Source organism: Tunicatimonas pelagia, from assembly GCF_030506325.1.
GTDB classification, from domain to species: Bacteria; Bacteroidota; Bacteroidia; order Cytophagales; family Cyclobacteriaceae; genus Tunicatimonas; species Tunicatimonas pelagia.
The window spans coordinates 1,893,566-1,915,423 of record NZ_CP120683.1 but is presented as its reverse complement, the minus strand read 5'-3'; the positions used below and the strand labels follow the sequence as shown (position 1 = coordinate 1,915,423).

Below are 21,858 nucleotides of genomic sequence, written 5' to 3'. Positions count from 1 at the left end.
AATCTATTGATGATAGGCGCAGCCCTATTCTAAGCAAAGTCTAGAGCATTGTCTTGTCAAGTATTTTGCGCGAAATACTTGACAAAACTACGTTTATTTCTTAGCTTTAGTCTACCAGAAAAATGAATCAGACACGGATGAGTGTAGCCGAGAAAATACAGAAGAGCGTAATCCGACTAAGAGAAGGTACTACGTTTAAGTATCAAAACCTGGGCCTGGCTCCATCGGAGTACAGCGCGGCCGCGAAGGCCATCGAGCGTCTTATTCGTCAGGGAATTATTAAACGAGCATCCACCGGGGTATTTTATAAGCCTAAGCAAACTGCCTTCGGCGAGCTACGACCCCGCGAGGAGGAGCTTCTGCGACCTTATTTGTTTGAGGGGCAGAAGCGTATTGCTTACATTACCGGAGACGTACTCTACAATCGGATGGGATTGACTACGCAAATTCCTAAGGCAATAAAGGTAGCCAGTAGAGCCAAACGAGTAACGACCAAGATTGGTAAGATGTCAGTCAAACCCGTAAAAAGTTACGTAGACGTAACCAACGAAAACTATCGTCTACTGGAGATACTGGATGCCCTGAAAGACTTCAAGACGATACCTGATCTAGATAAAAGGTCAGCGATTATCCAACTCAAGCGTATGATTAAAACACTGAGCGCAAGTGAGCGGTCACAACTGATAAAATACGCCCGTAAGTACCCCCCTCGGACCCGGGCACTTCTCGGAGCACTACTAACCGCATTAAAGAAGAGCAAAGAAACATCTACGCTCAGGGAAAGTCTAAATCCGTTGAGCAGCTACGAACTCGGAATAGATAGTACGATATTGCCATCGGTCACCCAATGGAATATTGACTGATATGAATCTTCACAGCAACCAGGAACTCCTTCAGGATGCCATTCAAGCGACCGCCGAAATGCTTGGTATCCGGGAAATCTACGTAGAAAAAGATTACTGGGTGACCGTAGCCTTGTACGAAATATTCCATTCCGACATAGCCAGCGAAGTAGTTTTCAAGGGAGGCACCGCCCTTTCCAAATGCTTCAAACTTATTGAGCGGTTTTCGGAGGACATTGATTTGGTCGTGCTAAGAAACACCGGCGAAAACGATAATCAGCTCAAAAAGAAAATACGAGCCGTCAGCAAAGTCGTCGAGAAGGTACTTCCGGAAATTGCGGTAGAAGGTTTGACCAACAAGCGGGGAAATATCCGAAAGACGGTTCACCAGTATGACAAAATCTACGACGGAAACTTCGGGCAGGTACGCGAGCAGGTGATACTCGAGGCTACGTGGCTAGGTAATTTTGAGCCGTATACCAGTATGCCGGTGAGTTGCTACATCAGTGAAATGATGCAAGCGAAAGGACAAGAAGAGCTTATCAAGCAGTACAATATGGCTCCCTTCGATATTCAGGTACTGGGCAAAACCAGGACATTTTGTGAGAAGGTGATGGGATTAGTTCGTTTCTCAAGATCACCCGACCCGATCAACGACCTGCGTAACAAAATTCGCCACGTATACGACTTGCATCAAATGCTGAAGGATGCGGAAGTCATGAGTTTCTTCAACAGCAGCGATTTTGACGAGATGCTTATCAAAGTGGGACGTGATGATATGGTGGGATACAAAAACAACAACGATTGGATACCGGAACACCCAGCCGCGGCCATGATATTTGCCCGCCCTAATGATACCTGGAAGCAACTCAGTACTACCTATAATACCAGTTTCCGAGAGTTGGTGACTGGCGAGTTGCCACCAGAAGAAGCGTTAGTCGTTACGCTAAAAATGGTGGAAGAACGCCTTCAACAAGTAGCTTGGAATATCGGTTGAAACGTAAATCTTGTTTCTAAAAATTGTTATTTTTAACAACAAATAGAAAAGAATGAAATACATAACTTTTCAGCAACAGTTTCAGCACTGGCCGCTGTTTTCTACGCAGGACATCAAAAAAGCCTTTCCTGATTTTGATTTTCGTCGGTTGGTAGAATGGCAACAAAAAGGCTATTTGCAGAAAATTGTCAATCGTTGGTACCGATTTTCTGATCCCCAAAACACCCTTGACGAATCCTACCGATGGTACGTGGCGAATCGGATTTATCAGCCCTCTTACGTTTCTTTAGAATCAGCTTTGTCGTATTATGGACTGATTCCGGAAGCGGTTTATCGGATTACTTCCGTCAGTAGTTTAAAAACCCAACATTACGAAACTCCGGTGGATACGTTTGATTATCGTCATCTGAAACCTTCGCTGCTGTTTGGTTACCGGCTGCTTTCCTGGCAGGAGTTTCGCATCCGGATGGCCGAACCCGAAAAGATGATACTGGATTTCCTGTATCTTCGCTCTGAGCTACGCGAACCGGATGACTTCACTGCCTTACGGATTAACCAAGCGGCACTTGCCGAACTCATTGATCCCGAAAAGCTGCACCGTTATCTTTTATTGTTTGGTCAGAAAAAATTAGCGGAGCGAGTAGAAACCTTTTTAGACTTATTATACCATGCTGAACCTTCCTGACATTGCGGCGGCATCCCCTTCTGATACTGAACCATTGATTTTAAACGAAAAAATTTGCCAATAATAACTTTTTAACAGAAAATATTTTCCTGTTTATCGCAAAATAGCGAATTTAGTAGAAAATATTTTCCAGATGCGCCTACCGGAAATTCTATTCAGCTCGTCTCAAGCTTCGGTCTCTAAGCAACTCACCAAACTAGAGAAGTCCGGAACTATCCGGAAAATTGCCCCCCGGCTCTACACATCCAACTTAGAAGAGTCGCCGGAAGCCATTGTCCGAAGAAACCTCTTCACCATTCTGGGTCATTTGTATCCGGGGGCACTACTCAGCCATCGGTCGGCCCTGGAGTTTCAGCCTACCGCCAGTGGACAACTATTTGTCACGTACAAGTATACCCGCCGGGCTGAGCTACCCGGGGTAACGGTTCGTTTATTAGCCGGGGAAGGAACCATGGAGGGTGATAATCCCGTAGCCGGTGAGCTATACGCTTCCCAGCGGGAGCGGGCATTTTTGGAAAATTTTCAACCGTCACGCCAGTCCGGTTCCGACAGTAAAACCCTATCATTTGCTGAGATTGAAGAGCGATTGGAGCAGATCATTCGGGTAAACGGAGAGGCTGCCCTAAACGAAGTGCGCGACCGGGCCCGGCAGATTGCCGAGCAACTGGCTATGCCGAAGGAGTTTGCCAAGCTCGACCGGGTGATTAGTGCGCTATTATCCACCCGCCCATCGAAAATACTCACCTCACCGGTAGCGGCAGCTCGAGCCTTTGGGGTACCTTATGACCCTTCCCGGGTAGCGCTCTTTGAAACCCTGTTCCGGGAGTTGCATCAGCAGGAGTTTCGCTACCGGGAAGAAGCCAACCTTAGCCTTTCAGCCTTCCAAAGCTTTGCTTTCTTTGAGAGTTACTTTTCTAACTATATTGAAGGAACGGTCTTTGAAGTAGCCGAAGCCCGTCAAATCATTGAGACCCAGCGGCCGATCCCAGCCCGAAACCAAGACTCCCACGATATTCTGGGAACCTACCGCATCGTTGCCGATCAAGAGGAGATGCAGCGTACTCCTGGCTCACCGGAGGAATTGATAAACTTGCTAATGGCTCGTCACGCGATATTGTTAGCAGCCCGGCCGGATATCAAACCGGGTGAATTCAAGGACAAAAATAACTTTGCGGGGCAAACGGCATTTGTGGAGTACGAACTGGTGCGGGGCACACTGATGAAGAGCTATGATTTTTATCAAGCCCTTTCGCATCCGTTTGCCAAAGCTGCCTATATAATGTTTGTGGTAAGCGAAGTGCATCCGTTTCTGGACGGTAACGGTCGCATTGCCCGGGTGATGATGAACGCCGAATTGGTGAAAGCTCGACAAGCGAAAATTATCATCCCTACCGTCTACCGGGATGATTATATGGGAGCGCTGCGGCGACTAACCCGACGGCGAGACCCATCGGCCTACGTGCGAATGCTGAGTCGAGCCCACGCATTTAGTGCGACTATTGTAGGGGAGACGGTGAATCACATGCAAACTCAGCTAGAGAGAAGTAATGCCTTTTTGGAGCATACCGAAGGCAAGTTGAAAATTCTAGCGTAGAATAAGGACATCAATCCTCAAACCCTTCGCTGAAAAATTCGGCTAAGCTCATATCAAAGGCTTTGACAATTTTGATAAGGGTACTCACTCGTAAATCTTCACCTTGCTCGTAGCGGGCGTATTGAGTGCGAGCAATTTCGTGATCGTAGGCAAAATACTCGGCGTTAGTATATCCATTCTTGATGCGTAACTGTTTAATACGCTTTCCTAGCTGAGTTAACTTAACTTTCTGCTCTTTAGCAACGGTTGAGCCTTTCTTTTGTGCCATAACACAAAGGAAAAGAGTAGACTATGCTAAAGTAACCGCTAAAAAAGTCCCACTAATAAGTGTATTTAGGATAATGTTTGTACCTTTACGGTAATGATTGAGACACAAGCTCACATTCTCCAACAGTCACCCGAGCAGCTTTCGGTCATTCCGGAGCTGATTGTTTTTATGCAGCAAAGCGGCTACGAAGATCTGGAAGCTCTACTACGGCATACAACCGGCGAGTTGCTGGATCAGGAAGGCTTTGGCTATCGTTGCCTGTTGAGCTTGTACCAATTGCTGCAAGAACATCAGTGTGCCCATCTCCTTCGGCAGGGCTAATCACCGGTCTTGAATGATTTATCAATCAGATCGATGATCTGCTGTAAGTAGTCTCGCAACTTCTGTTTAGTGCTGTCTTCTACATTGTAATATTTCCTTTCGATGCTGTGTAAGGTAATATCTTTCTTGCGTTGGGTAGAGACATTCTCGGCCATACAGCGCATCACGTCCGCATGGTGCCGGTTGGAGATCATGCCTACTTTCTTCTGTAATCGCAAAAAGTAGATCACTGCACTCACCGACAGTGGGGTTTCAATCTTGGCGAAAGTACGTGCCGCATTTTGCTTGATTTTCGCTTCCATGACTTTGGTTAGGTAGCCAATCTCCTCGTCCAGCCAGCCTATCATTTGTTCTTGAATGGAACGGTGACCGTAGCAGGGGACGTTCACTTTACAGTGGTGCTGATTGTATTCTTTCAAGTGGCGATAAAGTACTTCCAGTTTGTCCATCATACTTTCGTGCTGATCTGCTTCTTCACGAATCTGATCAGATAAGTATTTCACGAAGTCAGTAGCATTGTAATTAGTTTGGTAGAGCGTTTCGGTGATGATTCCATCGGTAATCTCTTCGTTTTCCAGTGATAATGCCCGGTAAAACTCCCGCAAGAACTTTTGAAAGTAGAACAATTCGTGGTAGGTAAACTCTTCTTCGTCTTGTATGTCAGATAACTTCGACAGCGGCTTGGTAAGAATTTCCCGTAAGGCGGGATTGATGGAACTTCCTCCAATTCGATCATCAATAAAATCTACCTTTGTGCGGAGGGCTTCGGAAAAGAGTATCTTGCTTCGGTAGGGGGCTCGATTCGTCAAATCCAGGTACTTCATAAAGTGGCGTTCAATATGAGCTAGCGCAATTTCCAGGTGCTGATAGATCAGCTTGTAAACATCCGTAAGGGTATACTCGCCCGAGATTTGATGAACCCTTTTCTGTTCCTCCCTGGATAGCTGTTCCAATACTATGTCTGTAAAGGTCTCCAGTTGGCTTTGGTGATTCTGAACGTACAAGCGAATCTTCTCTTCGGATTCAAGGCTGAACACCCGCTCGTGAAAGCAGCGTTTGAACTGCTCAATTTCTTGCGCCAGCAAATGGTCGTAGTACCAATACCGGATTTCCTCTGGGCTTAAGCTGGCAAAGTCTCTCGATAAGAGTATAGAAAGGTGGTAGTGCGTAGGCGACGCAAACAACGCTGACTGACTCACGGTGCTTTCACTTACGCCCGATGCCTGGATAAATAGTTTCTGAAGCCTGCTTAGCTGGTCAGGGTTATCTTCGGCGGACAGCGAGTGAAGAAAAAGATGGGCTTCGGAAATCAACGCTCCGAACGGACGGTAGCTAATTAGTGAAGAATGACCATTTTTCGGCTTCGTAAAACGGATGAGGTATTGTATCGTAAGGCGATCTTGGTGCTGGCGGAGACTGGTCAATTGGGCTGAGGTAGCCTCTTTAGGCTGACGGGCTGGGTGTAGCTCCCCACTGACAATCTGATGAAACGTTTCCAATTCGTATGGCATAGGATTGAGCGGCTTATCGTAAAAAAGTAAACTCTATTCTTGAGAGGCGGTCATAGACTCAATGACCTCCCAGTGGTAGTTATCGCGGGTTTGTAAGTAGGCGACCTTTGGAACCTGTATGGCTCCCACCTTTCGTTTATCGGTATCGGCGGATAACCCTAGGTACACTTGGTCTATCCCAAGATGCTGGGCGCGTTGTACTACCCGATAGAGCGTCTGCTTGTACACTTTAAAGTCTTCGTTGAAATTATAGTCCATCCCCAGTATCATCGGACAGTAGCTACGCTCAGTTCGGTAACACCAGCAGACCGAGACCGGCGAGCGTTCCAGACGGGGATCATACGCGGGCTTGAGCCGCAGCACCAGAAACTCCCAGCCGGGCTGACCAGAGAGCGACTGCACAACGGTCTGGGGATAGTCAAAGAAATTAAAGCCGTAGTTTCTTCGCTTAACCTCCAGATACAACTGATAGAAATAGTGAGCCTCTTTATCCGTCACCTGCTCCTTTATTTCCACCTCAAAACATTCCTCTAAACGGAATATCTCCTTTCGGGCGTGGCGGCGGTTGTTTTTAGAAAGCCGGGCAAGAAATTCCTCCGAATTACCCCAGGTTAGATCGCTTACTACATTGGTGTTAGGCATATCCACGCTGACGAATCCTTCGTTCAATAAGCAGCTTTTTATTTCGGTATCAGCCGTGTCAAAATCCCGCAGTAGCAGCGTATTGGCTTGCAATTGATCCTGTAGTTCACTGAGCTTTTCCAACAACGCTTTGAGCGCATCTCGCCAAGCCGGATGCTGCCGGTCCAGGTACAGATGATTCCCTTCGGTAAGCATTGAGCCCATGGCCAGTGTCCGTGAAGTAAGATAGTACGGATCATCGGCTCGCTTTTCTTCTATTCTGCGGGAAACTGATGCCGGGGCCAGCATATCGTCTTTGTATACGGTAGAGGTAAAAAACGTCATCAGCACGACCCTTTCCGAGGTATCCCGAACAATAAAGTAGTGAAAGCCCCAATTATGCTCCGCTCTTTCGTGCCCCTGAAACGCTTGCTCTAGCGAACGCAACCCGTTCCAGTCAAATGAGCCCTGATCCGAAAATCGTTCATTCCAAAGGGACGGAACAATCGCTTGAATTGTGGTTTCATACTGTATCTTGTATTTGCTGTCTGCTCCTGTTTCAGCTTTCTTAGCGGATATAACCGGCAAACGAAATGCCTTAGCAATGCTGGCCTGGCTTACCTGTTCTTCTTCCAGTGCCAGAGGATAGTGATGCGCCAAAGCTGCTACCAAGGCACGAATATCCTCGAGTCGCTGATGACGGGTGATAGTGAAGCGTAATCCGGTACACTTGACTGGCACGGCGGGAAACAATGCTAAGTTCACGTAGATACCTTCCCCAATCATCCGGTTGACCAGGTTGTGCCCTACCCGCAGTTGACCCGCTCCGATAAAGTAGATCGGCGTTTTTGGATCGGAGAGCACCGGTAAGTCAGTAGCGGCCAGCCGCTCATTACAGTAATCAACGTTATCCCGTAGCTCCTGCTGGAGCGCACCAATTTCCTCCGACAAATGAATATGTGCCGAAGCCGTCGCGGCTCCAATCACGGGCGGAGCTAACGGGTGCGAGTACGTAAGGGGGCCACCGAAGGTACGAACCTTACGGTAGGTAGCTTCATCGGGGAAAACAATCACTCCGCCCGTCGCCCCAAAACCTTTGGCGAGTGTGGTGACTAGGATGATCTTTTCGTGCGCTCCCACTTCACCGAATACGTAACCCGTACCGTTCGGGCCGTACCAGCCCATGCCATGCGCGTCATCCACGTAGAGATGAAGCTGCGGATATTTTGTTAGTAGTTCTACCAGATCATGCATTGGGGCAACGTCCCCATACATAGAATACACCCCGTCAATCATGTACCAGATTTTTTCGTAGCCCTGCCCTAACTCATTGATTTTGCGCTCCAGCATTTCCAGATGGCTATGCCGGATCATTTCAATGGGTACGCCCCGGTGCCCGGCCAACTGGCAGCCAGTCTGTACACTCATGTGGACACTTTGGTCAAGAATAATGGCATCCCGCTCGCGCACCAGCGACGGAATAGCCGAAATATGGCAGGTAGAGGTACTGCTCTGCACAATGACCGGGCAGCCTTGGTACATCTCAGACAGCAGAGCCTCCAGTTCCAAATTGATGTCGGCATTGAGGTACGCCCGCGATACCGAAAATTGCGTACCGTAGCGGTCAGCGAAGTCTTTAGTCCCCTCAATCAGTCGCTGATCTAGTTCCAGTCCCAGGTAGCCGCAGGTGCCGAAGTTGAGCAGGGGGCGTTGACTAATATTCAGGTGGTGTCCTCGGAATCTCTCGTCTTGCTGAGTAAGAAACATAAGCCCGCGATCTTTAGCGTGATCGAAGATTTCAGCAATGGTATCCAGGTAATTATTATGGTGGATTTTAGCCATGAAAATATTGTTATAGGTTTAAAAAACATACAGTTCAATAGTCCAGGTAAAAAGTAGTGCCCCGGTTCTTCAATGCCTTCGCCTACAATAGTAATAAGGCTATCAGGATGGGTTTTTAGTTGTTTCTACCCCAGAAATTCGATGGAAACCGATAAAATTTTTCTGCTCAGTGCAACCGAACGGTGCCTTCGGCAGTAAATTACAGGGCAAATCTCTTTACCGTCAGCTCGTTTTTTAGCTGTTAGGAATATGGCGATTCAGAAAAGCGAGAATACTCTTTTTGGAGTACTTAATGATACGACCGTGCTGACTGAATATAATCGCATCCGTATCCCGTAGGGCCTGAAGCTTGGTCTTACTCTTGATACCCAGTAGTTGCTTGGCTTCTTCCCCCGTTAGCCAGTCGTTTTCAGGGCTTGCTTGCTGTAAGGCTTCCTGCTTAGCTTCCCGAACGGCTTGCCGGATCAGCCCTAGCATCTCTTGTTGCATTCGGCGGTAGGCATCGGATTCAAAGACGATAATTTCCATCGTGAATTATTTTAATCGGTAATGACTTCTGACGGGGTTTTGCTGCTGAGAAACCCTGCCGAAATTTCCCCAAAGAAACCGTTGCGGTCTACTGCAATCAAGTGGGACAAAGGTGGTACCACTGTTTTGGGAATCAACAATTACTTCTCTTTGCTTCTCACCAACCCATGACCCATGGCAACGACCATCATTACCCCAGATGACTTGGCGCAACTAAAACGAGAGCTGCTGGAAGAATTCAGGGCTCTACTGGCCGAAACACATCCTCCGCCTAAGCCCTGGCTCAAGTCCAGTGAGGTACAGCAACTGCTGCAAGTATCAGCCAGCACGTTGCAGACGCTGCGCCTGAACGGTACCCTACCCTTCTCGAAGCTGGGCGGTGCCATCTACTACGCCTACCAAGATATTGAGCGAATACTGAGCGAAAATAAATCGGATCATCTTGCAAACGACGAACACCATGAAGCTACCTAGCTACGATGTGTTGGTTCCCGCCACAGTCCGATACGATCAGCAGCTCAAACCCGCGGCCAAACTACTCTACGGAGAAGTGCTGGCGCTCAGCGACCGGACCGGTTACTGCTGGGCAACCAATCAGTACTTTGCCGATCTGTATGGAGTCAACAAGAAGACCATTTCGGGCTGGCTCAGTCAGCTTGTGAACCGGAACTACCTACGGATTACTTATGAAATAAGCCAGGGAAACCAACGGCGAATTTACCCCGAAAAAGGGGGCGAAAAATCGTATACCCCCTTATCGAAAAACGTAAGTCCCCTTACGGAAAATCAAAAGGGGGTTTACGAAAAATCGCATCGCAAAACGCCTTCACTCCTTATAGAGAATTATTCGATCGATACTATTGATCGAGTAGGACCAATCAATGAAAAAATTTTTTTGGAAAATGATGAGGAAAAAAAGCGGGAAAACGGAGGAAAAATGACAACCGAACCGGAGTCAAAACCGCCCGGATCGCAACGTCCGAAGCGGGGCAAGACACCCCCGTTTTCCAAGCCTTCGGTCGCCGAATTAGAAAACTACCTACGGCAGCAAAAATCGTTGGCGGAGGACGTACTCACCACTCGAGTGCTGGCCTTGCGCTTCTTCAACTACTACGAGTCCAACGGCTGGAAGGTCGGGCGCAATCCGATGCAGAACTGGCAAGCAGCGATGGACAACTGGCAGTTAAACGCGCAGACTTCCGCTAAATCTGAACCTCTAAACCGACTACACAGTGGCGGAGAAAAAGACTACAGCATCCCCCTTTGATTTTGCGGCTCGTTGGGAGCAGTGGGTAGCACTGGCCAAGACCGTGTTGCCCAACTTTACCGTGGACGACTATAACCGTCCGGTGATGCAGGCCTTGCTGGCCTACTTTCACCAGCACCCGTCGCAATGTCAAGCCATGAAGATTAGTCGGCAAAAAGGTATTTTGCTACTGGAGCCGGTAGGTAGCGGCAAAACGACCCTGATGCAACTGTTTGCCGCCCGGCGGTTTCGGATGATTACTGCCCGCGAGATTGCCCGTCAGTTTTTGAAAGAAGGCTACCCGGTACTGGATCGCTACGGCTCCCAGAGTTTCGGACGCAAACACACGGGTTACGCTGCCACGCTATGCTACGATCAGCCGATTACTTACTGCTTTGATGATCTAGGCGTGGAGCAAAATATCAAACTCTACGGCAATGACTGCAACGTGATGGCCGAAGTACTCCTGGATCGTTACGATCAGTTTGTCCAGCGCGGGATGCAAACGCATCTGACGACCAACCTCAATGCTGAAGAACTGGAGCGGCTCTACGGTGACCGTTTGCGCTCGCGGATGCGGGAGATGTTTAATCTGGTGGCTTTTTCCCAAGGAGCTCCCGACCGACGATTGTAAAACAGAAGTTAGTAGCAAGAAGGGAAACGACAAGTACCTCCCAAGTCGCTGTTTTTTAGGCGATTACGAAAGTGGAAGCAAAGAATAAGGAGTCAAAGAATCGTAAGTAACTAATTGTCAATACCCGTTCGGGTACTTTTTATAAGGAACATGATAAAAAAAATCAACATATCATTGTCCGTGCATACGACCATCCGCGACGAAGCCGAGCGGTTGCAACTATCGCACAAAGACTACGTAGAAGCGGCCGTTACATTTTTTTCCGCTAACCGGATTGACCCTCGGCAGTATACGCCCAACCAAGTGCAGGATGTAGCCATGATTGTCCAGAAGGCGGTCGACCGAATCTTCAGCTATTTGGTATTTCAGGAAAAGCACCTGCTGCAAAACGTGCTGGAAGAAGTCGTAAAGGGAAGGGTGCTCAACGAAATCGCAGTTAACAACGCCTTACTGCTCTCCGAAGTTGGCGACGAAGAGTTTGCCCAGCTACAACAACAGAACGACCGCTACTTTGCCGAAAAAGTAGCTGCCGCTCTCCAATCCTATCAAACTAAACAGTGACCCTATGCACAGCAAAATCATTAACCCAGACCGGGATGGAAAGAACGTCTTTGATAATAAAGGCTCGGTGGCTAAGACCATCGCTTACCTGGGGCACGAAGCCAAAGAACAAGGACGAGAGAGCACCTTTTTCAATCAAAACAAAGAAGGTGTTCCAGCCGAAGAAGTACAGGCTGCGATAGATAATAATACGAAAGGCTTGCGAAAAACTCAGGAGAAGTTTTACTCGCTGGTACTTTCCCCTTCCGACAAAGAGCTTCGACATATTGGCCGTAATCCGTCCAAGCTTCGGGCGTACACCCAAGCGGTGATGGAAAACTACGCCGCAAACTTTCATCTCCGGGATGGGCGAGCGCGTACTTCGGATGATTTCGTCTGGTTTGCGACCATCCATCAGGAGCGAAAGAAAGGTACTGTCAAGACTGGTTGGCATACGCACATTCACGTGGTGGTCAGTGCCAACGATCAGCACCAGCAAGTGCGACTTAACCCTCGGGGAAGAAAAAACCATTTCCTCATTCGAGACTGGCAAGCGAAGAACGGAGCGACCTTTCAGCAACTATTCGATTACCAGCAAGCTACCATTTCCGAGAAGTTTACTCGAGGCACTATCTCTTCAGAGCACGTTAAGCGGCACCGTATCCGGATTGAAGAAAAGGTGGCTTACCTAAACGGGTGCTTTTTGGGTAGCCATAAACTGGATTCTGAGCAGGTACTGGCTATTGGTGAGAAGCAAGGCTACGGTAAGGGATTCTTTTACAACCTACATCACCTGACTGAGCAGTATCAGCAGGGTAAGATCATCAGCGATCCCTATCAGCAACTAGATCCTAAAGAGCGAGATTCGGTAGCGGGTAAGCGAGAAAAAAGCCTGTCGTCATTCCATAAACAGCTTCAATCGTTTAGCTACGGCATTGGGGAAGATATAGAAGGGGGAAGCGAAGAGTATGAGAAACGAAAACCCGGAAAGATAAGACGACCTTCCGGCCTAGAGCGATAAGCACCATGCCCACCAACTCTTTCTCAGAATGGCTCGGGTTCGGATTGTTACTATTGATCGTAGCACTAGGGGTAGAATACTACTGGCTAAGTTTTGGCACCATTCCGTTCGTAAGCCATGCAGAATCTGTTGTTGAGATAGTTGAAAAGCTATTCGTCCGATTCGGAGTAAGCTTGCGGTGTTTATTTATTCTGCTGTACGCCCTGATGGTCGGAATATGGATTCAAAATAATCAGCAAGTCAACCATAACCGGCAGCCAACTACCGGACTAGCTAAAGTGGTGTGGTCGGCACTGCTATCAGCCATTGTATTAGGTTTTTTGACCGTGCAACACTACAGGGCGATCGTAATGATGTACACTTACCCGGTACTTCTGGGAAGTAATCTGATTGTCATCCCAGTTTGGCTCAGGATATTCTTTTTGTCGAAGGTAGCCAGAAAGGAACAGTGCGAACGAAGGAAAGCTGAGAACGAAGATAGTTTGCATATTCGCACCACCAGGGGCTGGATTAATGTGCCTAACCCCTTTCGTGGTACATTGATCGTAGGATCCAGCGGTTCGGGCAAGTCGGCGAGCATCGGCAATGCTTATTTGCATCAGTTCGTTCGCAAGGGATACTGCGGGGTATTCTACGATTTCAAGTTTCCGACGCTAGCTAATCAGGTCAATACTGCCTTGTACCGGTATGGACAATCAACGAAACGAGCGTACTACATTGTTAATTTTCAGGACTCGCACCTTTCGCATCGCTTTAATCCTTTAGTCCCGGAAAATATTGCAACCCTGGCGCACGCTGAAGAATACGCTCGTGCGATTGTCAATAACCTGGACACCAATACCATCCGGCATAAGGAATTTTTCTCCACCTCAGCCACCGCTTGGCTGGCCGCTCTGATTTGGTTCTTTCGCTCTGAGCATCCCCAGCGATGCACATTGCCGCATGTGATTAATACCGCCCTGTACCAGGATTATACCCATGTGATTAGTATGCTGGAAGCAAATCCTCAGAGTGCGGATATGGTTCGTAGCATCGCTACGGCTATCCGTAACAAAGCCGACAAGCAGACGGCCGGAGTCATCGCCTCTTTGCAAATCATGGTCACCAAGATTAACAGCCCAGAAATTGTGTGGGTACTAACGGGTAATGATTTTGACATGGATATTAATAGTCGGACTCATCCTAAGCTCCTGTGCTTAGGTTCTGACCCTAGCTTGGCCGATACCTTTAGTCCGGTGATCTCATTGGTGGTCACTGTGGCGCTCAAACAGATGAACCGACAGGGGAAGCAAAAGAGCTTTGTGCTACTCGATGAAGCCCCGACACTGTATATTCCTAAGTTTGAAGTCATTCCGGCTACAGCTCGTAGCAACCACGTTGCTTCGGTATACATGGCTCAGGATTTTGCTCAGATGCATGATATGTTCGGGCGTGAGAAGGCTGAGGTCATTATCGCTAATCTTTCTAATCAGTTTTACGGCAAGGTGAGTTCAGTACCCACCGCCAAGGCGGTCAGTGAGATGATTGGCAAAGAAGAGCGACCCATTACGGGTTACTCGCAGGGCAATAGTCGGGGAAGTCGGGGCAACCGAAATATCTCCTACAACACGAATACTAGCTTGCAAGAACGCTTCATTGTCCGGCCTGAAGACGTGATACGCTTACAAACAGGAGAGTTTGTCGGGCAAACCGTAGAAACTACCATCCCTTATTTCTGGACGCAGACGATAGAAACAACTTCTCCTCAGTGCTATGATTTGGCCCCCTTTGTAAACTTTAGGGGTCAGAAAGATCAAAATCAAATATTGTCTCTAAATTTCAAAAGAGTACGGCGTGAAGTCAGTCAGATAATTGCTAACTATCCCAATATCTATCGTTCCTAGCATAAGAGTAGCGACTTTGCTAGGTTGACACTGCTAGGCTGGAATAACTTTGTTATTTAACATAAACCTTATTCTACATAAGAAATATATATTTAGTAGTAAATGCTTCAAATAAAAGGTTGTATTTTCGAAATTCATAATGAATTAGTATAATGCAATCCAGACAACCTACGAAGCAATGGGAGTAACGCTACCGGATGAGACGAGTGTATGGAAACAGTTTAAGCAAGGTGATTCGGGAGCCTACGAAGCGATCTATCAATGTTACTATGATCAACTATACAACTACGGTCGTAAATTTACGGCGGATTGCTGCTTAGTAGAAGACTGTATTCAGCAATTGTTTGTCAATTTGTGGAAAAATAAAAACAGGTTAACTACCCCCCCTTCCGTAAAGAACTACCTATACAAGTCATTTCGCACTACGCTATTTAAGCAGCTTAGGCAAACTAACCGTAGTGTACATAATCAATATGAAGCCCTCCCTTTTACAGTAAGCCTCTCGGCCGAGACCCAACGTATTCAATCCGAACAACAAGCGGAGCTTCACGCGTGGCTTCAAAAAGCGATCAAAGACTTGTCTGCTCATCAACGAGAAGCGATTTTTCTGAAGTTTTACGATCAGCTATCGTATCAGGAGATCAGTGAAGTGATGCAGATTGAGATGCGGTCGGCCTACGATTTAGTACATAAAGGCTTAGCTCGTTTGAGAAAACGTCATACTCTTGAACCACTGCCACTGATTTCGTGGATGCTACTTCTTATCGCAGTATTAAGTGTTTGATCACGAGTGTACCCATCGGATCAGTCGGCTTATGTAATTATGATTTTGTTAACTATAGTGCTGTACACTTGAATATAATTCAAATATAGATCCTGTAGTTTGCGTAATATGTAAAAATAAAAAAATTATTAAATTTTATGGCGTAAAACAGCGAGTAGAAGGCTAATAGTAGTAAACCGACTATTACTTCTACTGTATGCAATCATCTATTAATCCCGAAGACTTTGCCAGCGATGCTTCTTTTCAGCGCTGGGTACTTACCAATGATTCGGAAGCTCATCAAAAGTGGGAGCACTGGCTTGTCAGGCATCCCGACCAAAAGTCGATCGTTGAAGAAGCCCGGCAACTAGTACTTGCCCTGCATTTTTCTAAGGACACCCCCCGGGCTGGAAGTAAGCTTGAAGTATGGCAGCGTATTCAGGCAGAAAATAAGCAAGTTGCTCAGGAGTCTGCCCCGGTCCGTCAATTAGTTCCTCGTTACCTCCCTTGGAAGATCGCGGCGGCGGTCTCCCTTCTTCTGGCAGCTACCTTATCATTCTGGATTCTTCGCACTCTCGACTACGAAGTTTACACTACCGGCTACGGAGAAACGCGGGAGATTGCATTACCCGACGGCTCCCAAGTAGCCCTCAATGCTAATTCGACGCTACGATATCCCACCGATTGGGATGAACGTACTCATCGGCAAGTGTCGTTAGAGGGAGAAGCCTATTTTACGGTAACCAAGCAAAAAAATGTAAGTGACACTTCGTCGTTTACTAAGTTTATTGTACATACAGACGACTTAGCGATAGAAGTATTAGGAACGGCTTTCAATGTCAATACGCGCCGCCGAGCAACCCAAGTGGTGCTAGAGCATGGTAAAGTAAAAATTATTCCCGAAGCGGATACCGCCAAAGCTCTGTTCATGCACCCGGGTGAATTAGTAGAGTACTACCCGGAGGTTCAGTCAGTGTTACGTAAAACGACCGATACACCAGTATTTACTTCTTGGAAGGAAGGTGAGCTTATTTTCCATGATCAAACACTGCGGGAAATTGCGGATCGACTAGAAGATACCTATGGGTACCAGATTATCTTTAACGATCAAACTATTGGCCAAAAGAAATTTACGGTAAGCATACCTACCGAAGACGTAGAACTGCTGTTCCCTATGTTAGCGCGTTCTTTCTCACTTCACCTCAAAAGAGCAGACCGTCAAATTATTTACTCACGTCAATAACCCTAACTAATAATCATATGATGAAAGCAAAACTACGAATGCTATTGGTCAGTCTGAGCTTATTCAGTACTTCGCTGATTCACGCTCAATCAGTAGCCCTATTGGCTATGAAAAGCCAGCCTGATCAGGCTGAAAGATCGCTGAGTGATGCGCTTCGCGATCTAGAAAATCACTATCAAGTTCGCTTTAACTACGCCAACGAAATAGTCGCAAACACGCGAGTTCGTACGACTGCGGGTGCGGATAACTTAGAACAAAGTTTACAAAAGCTACTGAACCCGCTTGACTTATCGTACGAGAAAGTAAAGGATAATGTATTCTTTATCTTTCGCCGGACTCAGCTTAAGAAGTTGGAAAAGAAGCCTGCTATGAGGGCCTCCTCTGCCTACGCACCTACGCGACTACCGCTAAAGCAGGTAGTAATAAACTCGGGACAACCGATGCTATCTATCGAAAAGACAATTACGGGAAAGGTTACGGATTTAGCCTCTGACGAAACGCTACCTGGGGTCAACGTACTGGTGAAGGGTACCACCATCGGTACGGTTACCGATGTAGAGGGCAACTACCGCCTTACCGCTCCCGACGATGCCGAAATGCTGGTCTTCTCCTCGGTGGGCTACATAGCTGAAGAAGTACTGATCGGAAACCAAACCGTGATCAACATTTCGCTATCCCCAGATATTCAATCGCTATCCGAAGTGGTGGTCGTCGGCTACGGCACCCAGCAGAAACGCGACGTGGTGAGTGCGATCTCAACCATCGATGCCGAGCAGATTGAGAAAGTACCTACCCCCAGTTTTACCCAAGCATTGCAAGGAACGTCCACTGGCCTACAGATGGTGTCGCCCAGTGGTGAGCCTAACGCTCCGGCCCGTATTCTCATTCGGGGAGTCGGTTCCATCACCACCGACACCGAACCATTGTTTATCGTCGACGGCATCCCCGTGCAGAGCGGGGGCACCAGCCCGTTGACCTATCTGAACCCCAACGACATCGAGAGCATCTCGGTGCTCAAAGACGCTTCGGCCACGGCCATCTACGGTTCACGGGGAGCCAACGGGGTGGTGCTGATTACCACTAAAACCGGCAAGAAAGGGCAAGCCCAGTTCAATCTGAGCTACAACGTAGGCTATACGACCCCCATCAACGAGCTGGAGTTGGCTAATGCCGATGAGTGGCGCTCGATGATCGATTTGGCCCGTAACAACAGTGGCCTGACGGAACCTTTCCGCAAAGAACAAGACTTATTTGACCAGCGGCAGGTAGATCGCTTTGTCAACCTGGATATCTACAACAGCACCAACACCGACTGGGTAGACTTAGTACAAGAAGATGGACAATTCAGCCAGTACGGCTTTTCGGCTTCTAATGCCACTGAAAAGGCCAGCTACTTTATTTCAGGGCAGTACCGCGATCAGACAGGTAACTTCATCAATACTCGCTTTCAGCGCTATACCGGTCGGGTGAACCTGGACTTCAATGCCACGGACTTTCTAACCCTGGGGGTGCGCTACACCTACAGCTTTGAGGACGAAGAGCCCCGCGCCCGGCAGTCCAGTGCCATCAGCCGAAACGACCGCAACATAAACCTGGGTGCCTGGCCTAACTTCTCAGCACTCTACGACCGCTCGCTGCCGATCTTCCCGGAACGGTGGCCTGACAACGGGGATGCCTTCGATCCGCTATCGCGCATCAACATCCCGTACGCGGCTGACCGGGCCAACAGCCAGCGCAATGTGCATACTACCACCCAGCTGGCCAGTCTGTTTGCCGAAGTTACCCCGGTAGCGGGGCTGGTACTACGGGGTGAGGGGGGCGTGAACTACAGCGTAGAAAACGATCAGAATTGGATAAGTGGTAACCTCCGGCCAGAAGAGTTCCGGGACGAAGATAACGGCTTGGATGACCGCTTTCTGCTGGACTACCCTTACGAAGACGGGGTGCCCCGCTTTGATTGGTATGATACCCGCCGATGGACGTTCAACTTCGTAGGTACGGCCGCCTACAACACCGAGTTTGGTGCCGATCACCGTTTAGATGCGTTACTGGGAATAGAAGTTATTCATAGCGATGCTGAGGCATGGAATAACCAATGGGAAGACGCTGCATCTATCCAAGAGCCGGATCAAGTGGGTGCTTTCATTCGCGACCCGGAACAGCTTCTGGAGCTCACCCACTTTATGCATCCGCAGGTGCGCTTCTTCTCTCAGTTCGGTCGGGTAAACTATACCTTCAAAGATCGCTACCTGCTACAAGCTTCCCTGCGACGCGACGGTAGCTCTAAGTTCACCCCCGAAGACCGCTTCAGTTGGTTCCCTTCCGTGTCGGGCGGGTGGGTGATCTCCGACGAAGGCTTCTTTGACATCGACCCACTTAGTTTCCTGAAAGTACGGGCCGGGTGGGGCGTAACCGGCAATGCCAACATAGATCCCTTCTTATATACCAATGACTTCTGGCCATGGCCTAACTATCCCAACCGTTCGGGGGCCAGGACGCTTCGTCGGTTAGGTTCACGCAACATTCAGTGGGAGCGATCTAACACCTTCGACGCTGCCCTGGAGTTCGGACTATTCGATGATCGCATCAGCGGATCGTTTGGTTACTATTACACCCGCACCTCCGACTTGCTGCTGAGCTTCCCGGTGGCTCCGTCTATAGGAATTTACGCCACCAATAGCATCAATCCTACCGCGCTGGATAACGTAGGATCGATGGAAAACCAGGGTATAGAACTAGAGATTAATTCGGTGAATGTGGACATTAAAGGTTTTCGATGGGCCACCAATTTTAATATTACTACCAACCGGAATAAAGTGCTGGAGCTTTATCCGGGCTTCGACGGCGATCCGTTACAGCTCTCTTTCAACGGGTTCACCACTGTACAGGAGGGTGAATCGCTGGGTATGTTTTTCCTGCCTGAGTTTGCCGGTTATGATGAAAGTGGCAATGTGCTAATTCGGGAAATAGACCAGGAGCTGGCAGCGGAGCAGCAGTACGTATTTACCGGTAATACGGTCCGAAATACTGCGAACAATCGTAATGCCAATAGCGTGATTCAGTACGGAAAGACTGGCCTGCCAACTTTCTACGGAGGATTTAACAATACATTCAGTTACAAGGGGTTATCACTCAATATATTGTTTACCTTTCAGGGGGGACACTATCTCTACGACAATATAGGACTGAACCGAGTGGGCAACGGACGCGGGAATCTGCGAAAAGACATGGTGAACAACACCTGGACACCGGAGAACCCTGACGCCGAGTATGCGGTACTCACTTGGAACAACCTGGAAAACAATCCACCAGACCCCGACCAGCAGGCTCAAAATTTGTCAACCCGTAGCACTAAGTGGCTGAAAAGAGGGGATTTTGCCCGTTTAAGAACCATCAACCTGAGTTACACGCTCCCCCAGAGGCTCTTCGAGAAGAATTTCCTCAAAGGCGTCAATGTGTTCGTGAACCTCCAGAACGTAGCGACCTTCTCAGAGTTTGACATGGTAGATCCGGAAGTAGTGAACACCAATGGTGAAGCGACCCAACGTAACCTGGGGCAAGGTGTAGTCGGGGGCGTACCCTACTGGCAGGTATTTACCGCCTCAGGGGGAGTGAACATCCAACTTTAACCAACATCATACAATATGAAAAATATACTTTATATACTGACGTTAAGTTTGCTTTGGGCCTGTAGCGGCGAAGACTTTCTGGAAGAAGCCAAACCGGATATCAACCAGGCCAGAGATGAAATCGAGAGCAATACTACATTAGATGATCTGGTGCGGGGAGCCTATTTCAATCTAAAGTCCCCCGGTGACCTGGGTCCGATAGACCTGCTGATCTATCAAACCGTAGCGACCGATATCGTAGAACTCAAAGAGTATTCTGACATTTTGAGTGGTAGCCGTAACCTGCAACCCCTCTACCTGCGGCAAGATGAGATTAACGATATTCGAATAGTAGAGTGGCCGTGGGCGGGAGCGCAGACGCTACTGTTCAACGTGAACACTGTTTTGCAGTTCTATGAGCAAAACGAAGTGCCGACTGATGGCTTGGAGGACTGGGTACCCCGCATTCGGGGAGAGGCCTACTTTCTACGTGCCTTTGCCCACTACCTGCTGGCTACGACCTACGCTCCACCCTATAGCTCCGACCCACAGGCCGAAGGCATCATTCTACAGACTGCCCCGGCCAGCTCGCCTACTGACTTTAAAGGGCTGGCGACCAACCAGCAGGTCTACGACCAGATCATTTCTGACCTGAAGAATGCGATCGAGTTGCTACCCGAGACCTACGACGTGAGTGTGCACCCAGAAGACTACCAAGACCGGGCCAAGCGAGACGCGGCTCGCTTCCTACTCGCTAAAGTATACTTTTTGATGGGCAACGAGTTCTGGACTGCCGGGCAAGACGGGGACGGAGGCGCACTGGAACAGATCGATGCGGTCATCACCTCCAATCGTTTTCCACTGTTACAGAGCGATAGTTTGCAGCAGATTTTTCTGAAGAAAGGCTTAGGTGACCAGGCATCCGAGACGGTGTGGTATGCCAGCTATTACTTTAGGAACGGCTGGCGCACACCGCGCCTAGAGCCAATATACAGCAACTTTACGGGTAATCGCCAACGCGGCTTTGCCGTGAGTAAGGCTACTTTGGAGGCTATCGGTTGGGATGACCCAGCCATGGCTCAGCAGGATGAGCGCTATAACGATTGGTACCGCCGCTTCGAGCAAAATCCGGCGGATTCGGCCGGTATTGATCCGGCTTTCGCGGGTGAGTACACTGATGCTTACAATGTATGGTGCGGTAAGTTTGCAGATAATACAGCCAACTTTGTAATCTTTCGTTCGCCCGAGTTGTACCTGATGCGAGCCGCAATTCGGCTAGCTGCGGGTGACGGTGCCGGGGCAGCAGCGGATTTGAACGTGACCCGGGAGCGGGCTGGCCTACCAGCCCTGACCACAGCCACGGCGGCCAATATTGATGCCGAGTGGATCAAAGAGATGGGTTTTGAGGGACGGCGGCTGTTTTATCTGCAAGCGCAGCAATTAGCCGTGCCCCCCGGCGATCGGGCTGGAGCCACGGAGATTCCGTATGATGATCCGTCGCTGGTGCGCATGCTGCCCCGCGTCGAGCTAACCCGTAATCCGGCCCTAGCGGGGGGCGAGTAGCCTCTGTACAGACATAGCGTCAGGAACGGGTGGATATTAAAGAAAAAGCTGTCTTTTTGGAATGTCCACCCTTTCCATGCTTTCAGATTGTATCCGACTGCCTTGCCTACTTGACGAGTAAAACGCATCTTAAACTATCGTCAAAAAT

Annotated in this window: 19 protein-coding genes; 15 read left to right on the top strand and 4 right to left on the bottom strand. The window is 48.6% G+C overall.

Translation table 11 applies throughout. The features are described from left to right. The first annotated feature begins 122 nt into the window (after window positions 1-122). The 4 genes from P0M28_RS07985 (at window position 123) to P0M28_RS07970 (ending at window position 4,118) form a co-directional block, all read left to right on the top strand. On the top strand, window positions 123-863 hold the full coding sequence (locus tag P0M28_RS07985; protein ID WP_302209230.1) for a DUF6088 family protein: 741 nt from the start codon (window positions 123-125) through the stop codon (window positions 861-863). Between the two features lies 1 nt (window position 864). Beyond that, complete coding sequence (locus P0M28_RS07980) at window positions 865-1,839, top strand: nucleotidyl transferase AbiEii/AbiGii toxin family protein (protein ID WP_302209228.1); 975 nt, start codon at window positions 865-867, stop codon at window positions 1,837-1,839. A gap of 52 nt (window positions 1,840-1,891) precedes the next feature. After that, window positions 1,892-2,524 carry a type IV toxin-antitoxin system AbiEi family antitoxin domain-containing protein gene (locus P0M28_RS07975; protein ID WP_302209226.1) on the top strand — a complete coding sequence of 211 codons (633 nt, stop codon included), beginning with the start codon at window positions 1,892-1,894 and terminating at the stop codon, window positions 2,522-2,524. A 133-nt stretch (window positions 2,525-2,657) separates the two neighbouring features. Further along, on the top strand, window positions 2,658-4,118 hold the full coding sequence (locus P0M28_RS07970) for a Fic family protein (RefSeq protein WP_302209224.1): 1,461 nt from the start codon (window positions 2,658-2,660) through the stop codon (window positions 4,116-4,118). Between the two features lie 10 nt (window positions 4,119-4,128). Here the strand turns inward: P0M28_RS07970 and P0M28_RS07965 are convergent, their stop codons facing one another. Beyond that, complete coding sequence (locus P0M28_RS07965) at window positions 4,129-4,386, bottom strand: helix-turn-helix domain-containing protein (protein WP_302209222.1); 258 nt, start codon at window positions 4,384-4,386, stop codon at window positions 4,129-4,131. Between the two features lie 93 nt (window positions 4,387-4,479). On the opposite strand from P0M28_RS07965, the gene P0M28_RS07960 reads away from it, so the two are divergent. Beyond that, the gene (locus tag P0M28_RS07960; RefSeq protein WP_302209221.1) at window positions 4,480-4,707 is read left to right on the top strand and encodes a hypothetical protein; all 228 of its coding nucleotides are present in this window, start codon (window positions 4,480-4,482) and stop codon (window positions 4,705-4,707) included. On the opposite strand, the gene P0M28_RS07955 is transcribed toward P0M28_RS07960, so the two are convergent. The 3 genes from P0M28_RS07955 to P0M28_RS07945 form a co-directional block, all read right to left on the bottom strand. After that, entirely contained in the window at window positions 4,704-6,218 is a 1,515-nt protein-coding gene (locus P0M28_RS07955) for a hypothetical protein (RefSeq protein WP_302209219.1), read from the bottom strand. The two genes, P0M28_RS07960 and P0M28_RS07955, sit on opposite strands and share 4 nt — an antisense overlap. A 33-nt stretch (window positions 6,219-6,251) precedes the next feature. Continuing rightward, a complete protein-coding gene (locus tag P0M28_RS07950; RefSeq protein WP_302209218.1) occupies window positions 6,252-8,681 on the bottom strand; it encodes a bifunctional aminotransferase class I/II-fold pyridoxal phosphate-dependent enzyme/GNAT family N-acetyltransferase in 2,430 nt (809 codons plus the stop codon). A gap of 234 nt (window positions 8,682-8,915) precedes the next feature. Next, window positions 8,916-9,209: a helix-turn-helix domain-containing protein gene (locus P0M28_RS07945; protein ID WP_302209216.1), complete on the bottom strand. Its 294-nt coding sequence runs from the start codon at window positions 9,207-9,209 to the stop codon at window positions 8,916-8,918. Between the two features lie 174 nt (window positions 9,210-9,383). Here P0M28_RS07945 and P0M28_RS07940 point away from each other — a divergent pair, with 174 nt between their 5' ends. The 10 genes from P0M28_RS07940 to P0M28_RS07895 all read left to right on the top strand — a co-directional run bounded on the left by P0M28_RS07940 (window position 9,384) and on the right by P0M28_RS07895 (window position 21,710). Further along, complete coding sequence (locus P0M28_RS07940) at window positions 9,384-9,683, top strand: helix-turn-helix domain-containing protein (RefSeq protein WP_302209215.1); 300 nt, start codon at window positions 9,384-9,386, stop codon at window positions 9,681-9,683. After that, entirely contained in the window at window positions 9,670-10,476 is an 807-nt protein-coding gene (locus P0M28_RS07935) for a helix-turn-helix domain-containing protein (protein ID WP_302209213.1), read from the top strand. The genes P0M28_RS07940 and P0M28_RS07935 overlap by 14 nt, the downstream gene beginning before the upstream one ends. Further along, on the top strand, window positions 10,442-11,089 hold the full coding sequence (locus tag P0M28_RS07930) for a P-loop NTPase family protein (protein WP_302209212.1): 648 nt from the start codon (window positions 10,442-10,444) through the stop codon (window positions 11,087-11,089). The genes P0M28_RS07935 and P0M28_RS07930 overlap by 35 nt, the downstream gene beginning before the upstream one ends. A gap of 150 nt (window positions 11,090-11,239) precedes the next feature. Next, window positions 11,240-11,650, top strand: a complete 411-nt coding sequence (locus P0M28_RS07925; protein WP_302209211.1) for a BfmA/BtgA family mobilization protein — start codon at window positions 11,240-11,242, stop codon at window positions 11,648-11,650. 4 nt (window positions 11,651-11,654) lie between these two features. After that, window positions 11,655-12,650: a DUF5712 family protein gene (locus P0M28_RS07920; protein WP_302209210.1), complete on the top strand. Its 996-nt coding sequence runs from the start codon at window positions 11,655-11,657 to the stop codon at window positions 12,648-12,650. Between the two features lie 5 nt (window positions 12,651-12,655). Then, on the top strand, window positions 12,656-14,533 hold the full coding sequence (locus P0M28_RS07915) for a type IV secretory system conjugative DNA transfer family protein (RefSeq protein ID WP_302209209.1): 1,878 nt from the start codon (window positions 12,656-12,658) through the stop codon (window positions 14,531-14,533). A gap of 178 nt (window positions 14,534-14,711) precedes the next feature. Beyond that, window positions 14,712-15,317, top strand: coding sequence for an RNA polymerase sigma factor (locus P0M28_RS07910; RefSeq protein ID WP_302209208.1), 606 nt, complete (start codon window positions 14,712-14,714; stop codon window positions 15,315-15,317). Between the two features lie 196 nt (window positions 15,318-15,513). Continuing rightward, complete coding sequence (locus P0M28_RS07905; protein ID WP_302209207.1) at window positions 15,514-16,539, top strand: FecR family protein; 1,026 nt, start codon at window positions 15,514-15,516, stop codon at window positions 16,537-16,539. A gap of 17 nt (window positions 16,540-16,556) precedes the next feature. Beyond that, window positions 16,557-20,168, top strand: coding sequence for a SusC/RagA family TonB-linked outer membrane protein (locus tag P0M28_RS07900; RefSeq protein WP_302209206.1), 3,612 nt, complete (start codon window positions 16,557-16,559; stop codon window positions 20,166-20,168). Between the two features lie 15 nt (window positions 20,169-20,183). Beyond that, the gene (locus P0M28_RS07895) at window positions 20,184-21,710 is read left to right on the top strand and encodes a RagB/SusD family nutrient uptake outer membrane protein (RefSeq protein ID WP_302209205.1); all 1,527 of its coding nucleotides are present in this window, start codon (window positions 20,184-20,186) and stop codon (window positions 21,708-21,710) included. Window positions 21,711-21,858: the final 148 nt, after the last annotated feature.

What these genes read in the sequence shown, in the direction of transcription:
- P0M28_RS07985 (WP_302209230.1), top strand. Translation starts at nt 123, where the DNA reads ATGAATCAGACACGGATGAGTGTAGCCGAGAAAATACAGAAGAGCGTA.
- P0M28_RS07980 (WP_302209228.1), top strand. Translation starts at nt 865, where the DNA reads ATGAATCTTCACAGCAACCAGGAACTCCTTCAGGATGCCATTCAAGCG.
- P0M28_RS07975 (WP_302209226.1), top strand. Translation starts at nt 1,892, where the DNA reads ATGAAATACATAACTTTTCAGCAACAGTTTCAGCACTGGCCGCTGTTT.
- P0M28_RS07970 (WP_302209224.1), top strand. Translation starts at nt 2,658, where the DNA reads ATGCGCCTACCGGAAATTCTATTCAGCTCGTCTCAAGCTTCGGTCTCT.
- P0M28_RS07965 (WP_302209222.1), bottom strand. Translation starts at nt 4,386, where the DNA reads ATGGCACAAAAGAAAGGCTCAACCGTTGCTAAAGAGCAGAAAGTTAAG.
- P0M28_RS07960 (WP_302209221.1), top strand. Translation starts at nt 4,480, where the DNA reads ATGATTGAGACACAAGCTCACATTCTCCAACAGTCACCCGAGCAGCTT.
- P0M28_RS07955 (WP_302209219.1), bottom strand. Translation starts at nt 6,218, where the DNA reads ATGCCATACGAATTGGAAACGTTTCATCAGATTGTCAGTGGGGAGCTA.
- P0M28_RS07950 (WP_302209218.1), bottom strand. Translation starts at nt 8,681, where the DNA reads ATGGCTAAAATCCACCATAATAATTACCTGGATACCATTGCTGAAATC.
- P0M28_RS07945 (WP_302209216.1), bottom strand. Translation starts at nt 9,209, where the DNA reads ATGGAAATTATCGTCTTTGAATCCGATGCCTACCGCCGAATGCAACAA.
- P0M28_RS07940 (WP_302209215.1), top strand. Translation starts at nt 9,384, where the DNA reads ATGGCAACGACCATCATTACCCCAGATGACTTGGCGCAACTAAAACGA.
- P0M28_RS07935 (WP_302209213.1), top strand. Translation starts at nt 9,670, where the DNA reads ATGAAGCTACCTAGCTACGATGTGTTGGTTCCCGCCACAGTCCGATAC.
- P0M28_RS07925 (WP_302209211.1), top strand. Translation starts at nt 11,240, where the DNA reads ATGATAAAAAAAATCAACATATCATTGTCCGTGCATACGACCATCCGC.
- P0M28_RS07920 (WP_302209210.1), top strand. Translation starts at nt 11,655, where the DNA reads ATGCACAGCAAAATCATTAACCCAGACCGGGATGGAAAGAACGTCTTT.
- P0M28_RS07915 (WP_302209209.1), top strand. Translation starts at nt 12,656, where the DNA reads ATGCCCACCAACTCTTTCTCAGAATGGCTCGGGTTCGGATTGTTACTA.
- P0M28_RS07910 (WP_302209208.1), top strand. Translation starts at nt 14,712, where the DNA reads ATGGGAGTAACGCTACCGGATGAGACGAGTGTATGGAAACAGTTTAAG.
- P0M28_RS07905 (WP_302209207.1), top strand. Translation starts at nt 15,514, where the DNA reads ATGCAATCATCTATTAATCCCGAAGACTTTGCCAGCGATGCTTCTTTT.
- P0M28_RS07900 (WP_302209206.1), top strand. Translation starts at nt 16,557, where the DNA reads ATGATGAAAGCAAAACTACGAATGCTATTGGTCAGTCTGAGCTTATTC.
- P0M28_RS07895 (WP_302209205.1), top strand. Translation starts at nt 20,184, where the DNA reads ATGAAAAATATACTTTATATACTGACGTTAAGTTTGCTTTGGGCCTGT.